This window comes from Salipiger sp. HF18, from assembly GCF_011806505.1.
Lineage (GTDB): Bacteria > Pseudomonadota > Alphaproteobacteria > Rhodobacterales > Rhodobacteraceae > Salipiger > Salipiger thiooxidans.
On the sequence record NZ_JAATOS010000463.1, the window covers coordinates 1 to 3,122 of the forward strand.

A 3,122-nucleotide genomic window follows, 5' to 3' on the forward strand; every position below is an offset into this window, starting at 1 on the left:
GCCATCGCGTCTGACGCCCTTGATCTCGTCGATGTTCTTGAGGCTCACCAGCACCGCCGGCGACGCGAGCCGGGCCTTGAGCGAGGGGATCAGCGTCTGCCCGCCGCCCAGCGCCTGTGCCTCTTCCTGCCCGAGGGCGGCCACCGCATCGGCGACGCTCGTCGGGCTCTCGATCTCGAAGCTGTACATCTTCTATCCTCCTGGCAGAGGGCCCCGGGGCGCTGCACGCCCCTGCCCTCTCATATTTCCCCGAATACTCAACGATCCGGCGGCGCCGTCAAGCGGCACCGCCGGAAAGAGGCTCAGCCCTGCATCGCTTTCCACACCCGGTGCGGCGAAACCGGCATGTCGATGTGCTCGACGTTGAAGCCGCCCGAGGCCAGCGCGTCGATCACCGCGTTGACCACCGCCGGCGGCGAGCCGATGGCGCCCGCCTCGCCGCAGCCCTTCACGCCCAGCGGGTTGTGGGTGCAGGGGGTCACGCAGGAGTGGTCCACCTTGTAGAACGGCACGTCCTCGGCGCGCGGCATGGCGTAGTCCATGTAGGAGGCCGACAGCAGCTGACCGTTCTCGTCGTAGATGCAGCTCTCGAGCAGGGCCTGCCCGATGCCCTGGCCGATACCGCCATGCACCTGCCCTTCGACGATCATCGGGTTCACCACGTTGCCGAAGTCGTCGGCGGCGGCAAAGCTCTCGATGGTGACGCGGCCGGTCTCGGGATCGACCTCGACCTCGCAGGCATAGGCGCCCGAGGGGTAGGTGAAGTTCGCCGGGTCGTAGAAGGCGGTTTCCTCGAGCCCCGGCTCGATGTCCTCGAGCGGGTAGTTGTGGGGCACGTAGGCGGCGAGCGTCACGTCGCCCCAGGCCACGGACTTGTCGGTGCCCGCGACGGTGAACTTGCCGTCCTTGAGCTCGATGTCCGCGTCCGAGGCTTCCAGCAGGTGGCCGGCGATCTTCTTGGCCTTGTTTATGATCTTCTCGGTGGCGCGGACCATGGCCGAACCGCACACCGCGAGGCTGCGCGAGCCGTAGGTGCCCATGCCGAAGGGGATCTTCGAGGAGTCGCCATGCACGATGTCGATCATGCTCTCGTCGATGCCCAGCATCTCGGCCACCACCTGCGGGAAGGCGGTCTCATGCCCCTGCCCGTGGCTGTGCGCACCGACCATGACCGAGATCGAGCCGGTGGCATTCACCCGCACGGTCGCGGCGTCATAGAGCCCGGCGCGGGCGCCGAGCTGGCCCACGAGGTTCGACGGCGCAATGCCGCAGGCCTCGATGTAGCAGTTGATGCCGAGCCCGCGGAGCTTGCCCTTGGCCTCGCTCTCCTTCCGGCGCGCCTCGAAGCCGGGGCGGTCGATCATCTCTTCGAGCTTGTCCATGGTCGCGACGTAATCGCCGGTGTCGTATTCCACCGCCACGGGCGTCGCGTAGGGGAAGCTGTCGATGAAGTTCTGGCGGCGCAGCGCGATCGGATCGACGCCTAGTTCGCGCGCGGCCTTGTCGACCAGGCGCTCGAGCTGGAAGGTCGCCTCGGGGCGGCCTGCCCCGCGGTAGGCGTCCACCGGCACGGTGTTGGTGAAGACGGCCCTGACGTTCACCTGGATCGCAGGCGTCTTGTAGTTGCCCGCCATCAGCGTGCCGTGCAGCCATGTGGGCACCGACGACGAGAAGGTCGACAGGTACGCGCCCATGTTGGCGAGCGTGTCGGTGCGCAGCCCGGTGAAGTTGTTGTCCGCATCCAGCGCGAGTTCGATCTTGGTCACGTGGTCGCGGCCATGAGCGTCGGACATGAAGGCCTCGGACCGGGTCGAGGTCCACTTCACGGGCCGGTTGATCTGGCGCGACGCGAAGGTGACGAAGGCCTCCTCGGCGTAGTGGAAGATCTTGGTGCCGAACCCGCCGCCCACGTCCGGGGCCACCACGCGCAGCTTGTGCTCGGGGATGCCGAGCACGAAGGCGCCCATCAGCAGCCGGATCACGTGCGGGTTCTGCGAGGTGGTGTAGAGCGTGCTCTCGTCATTGGCGCGGTTGTATTCGCCCAGCGCCACGCGAGGCTCCATCGGGTTGGCGACGAGCCGGTTGTTGATCAGCTCCAGCGTGGTGACATGGGCGGCGTTGGCGAAGGCCTCGTCGATGGCAGCCTGGTCCGAGCCCAAATGCCAGTCGTAGCAGAGGTTGTCGCTCAGATCGTCGTGAACCTTGGTGGCGCCCTCGGCGAGCGCCGCCTTCATGTCGACGACAGCCGGCAATTCCTCGATGTCGTAGACGATGGCCTCGGCGGCGTTGCGGGCCTCCTCGAGGCTGTCGGCCACCACCGCGGCGAAGGGATCGCCCACGTGGCGCACCTTGCCCTGCGCGAGCACCGGGTGCCCGGGCTCCTTCATCGGCTCCCCGTGCTTGTCGGTCACCTGCCAGCCGCAGGGCAGCCCGCCGATGCCTTCGAAATCCTTGCCGGTGAAGATCCGCACCACGCCGGGCATCGCCTCTGCGTCGCTGGTGTCGATCGAGTTGATGGTCCCGTGCGCCACGTCCGAGCGCAGGAACACGCAATAGGTCTGGCCATAGGCGCTGATGTCGTCGGTGTACCGACCGGCTCCGGTCAGGAAACGCACGTCCTCGCGGCGTTTCTGCGCGGCTCCGATGCCATGATCCTTGGGCATGAAAAACTCCTCCCTGAAAACAGCGGGACCTTGCCCGCGTTTCGAACCCCGTGGATTCCGGGCGTGGCGTTCCTCGACGCCCCGCCCTGTCCTCTTTCTTCGAATCCCCACCGGCGCGCCCACTCTCCTTCGGGCGCGACAGCGGTGGCGTCACTCGGCGGCGATGCCGCTCACGTCCTGCCCCGAGGCCGCCATGATCGCCTTGACGATGTTGTGGTAGCCGGTGCAGCGGCAGATGTTGCCCTCGAGATAGTCGCGGATCTCGTGCTCGGAGGGGGTCGGGTTCTCCTTGAGCAACGTCGCGGCGGTCATCACCATGCCCGGGGTGCAGAACCCGCACTGGAGCCCGTGATGATCCTGGAACGCCTGCTGGATCACCGACAGCGAGCCGTCGGCGTTGGCCATCCCCTCGATCGTCGTCACCGCGGCACCCTGTGCCTCGGCGGCGAACATGGTGCA

Annotated in this window: 3 protein-coding genes; all 3 read right to left on the reverse strand. The window is 67.2% G+C overall.

Going from position 1 to position 3,122, the window contains the following annotated elements; all coding sequences use genetic code 11:
- Nucleotides 1-189: FAD binding domain-containing protein (locus HC022_RS22460; RefSeq protein WP_175583696.1), on the reverse strand; the 189-nt coding region annotated here is incomplete at its 3' end.
- A 113-nt stretch (nt 190-302) separates the two neighbouring features.
- Nucleotides 303-2,663: a xanthine dehydrogenase family protein molybdopterin-binding subunit gene (locus tag HC022_RS22465; RefSeq protein WP_167453881.1), complete on the reverse strand. Its 2,361-nt coding sequence runs from the start codon at nt 2,661-2,663 to the stop codon at nt 303-305.
- Nucleotides 2,664-2,813: 150 nt separating this feature from the next.
- Nucleotides 2,814-3,122, reverse strand: a 309-nt coding sequence (locus HC022_RS22470; RefSeq protein WP_254885235.1) for a (2Fe-2S)-binding protein, incomplete at its 5' end; no start/stop codon positions are given.

Bases quoted from the DNA above. Each gene is read 5' to 3' on its own strand.
- HC022_RS22465 (WP_167453881.1), bottom strand. From the start codon at position 2,663: ATGCCCAAGGATCATGGCATCGGAGCCGCGCAGAAACGCCGCGAGGAC.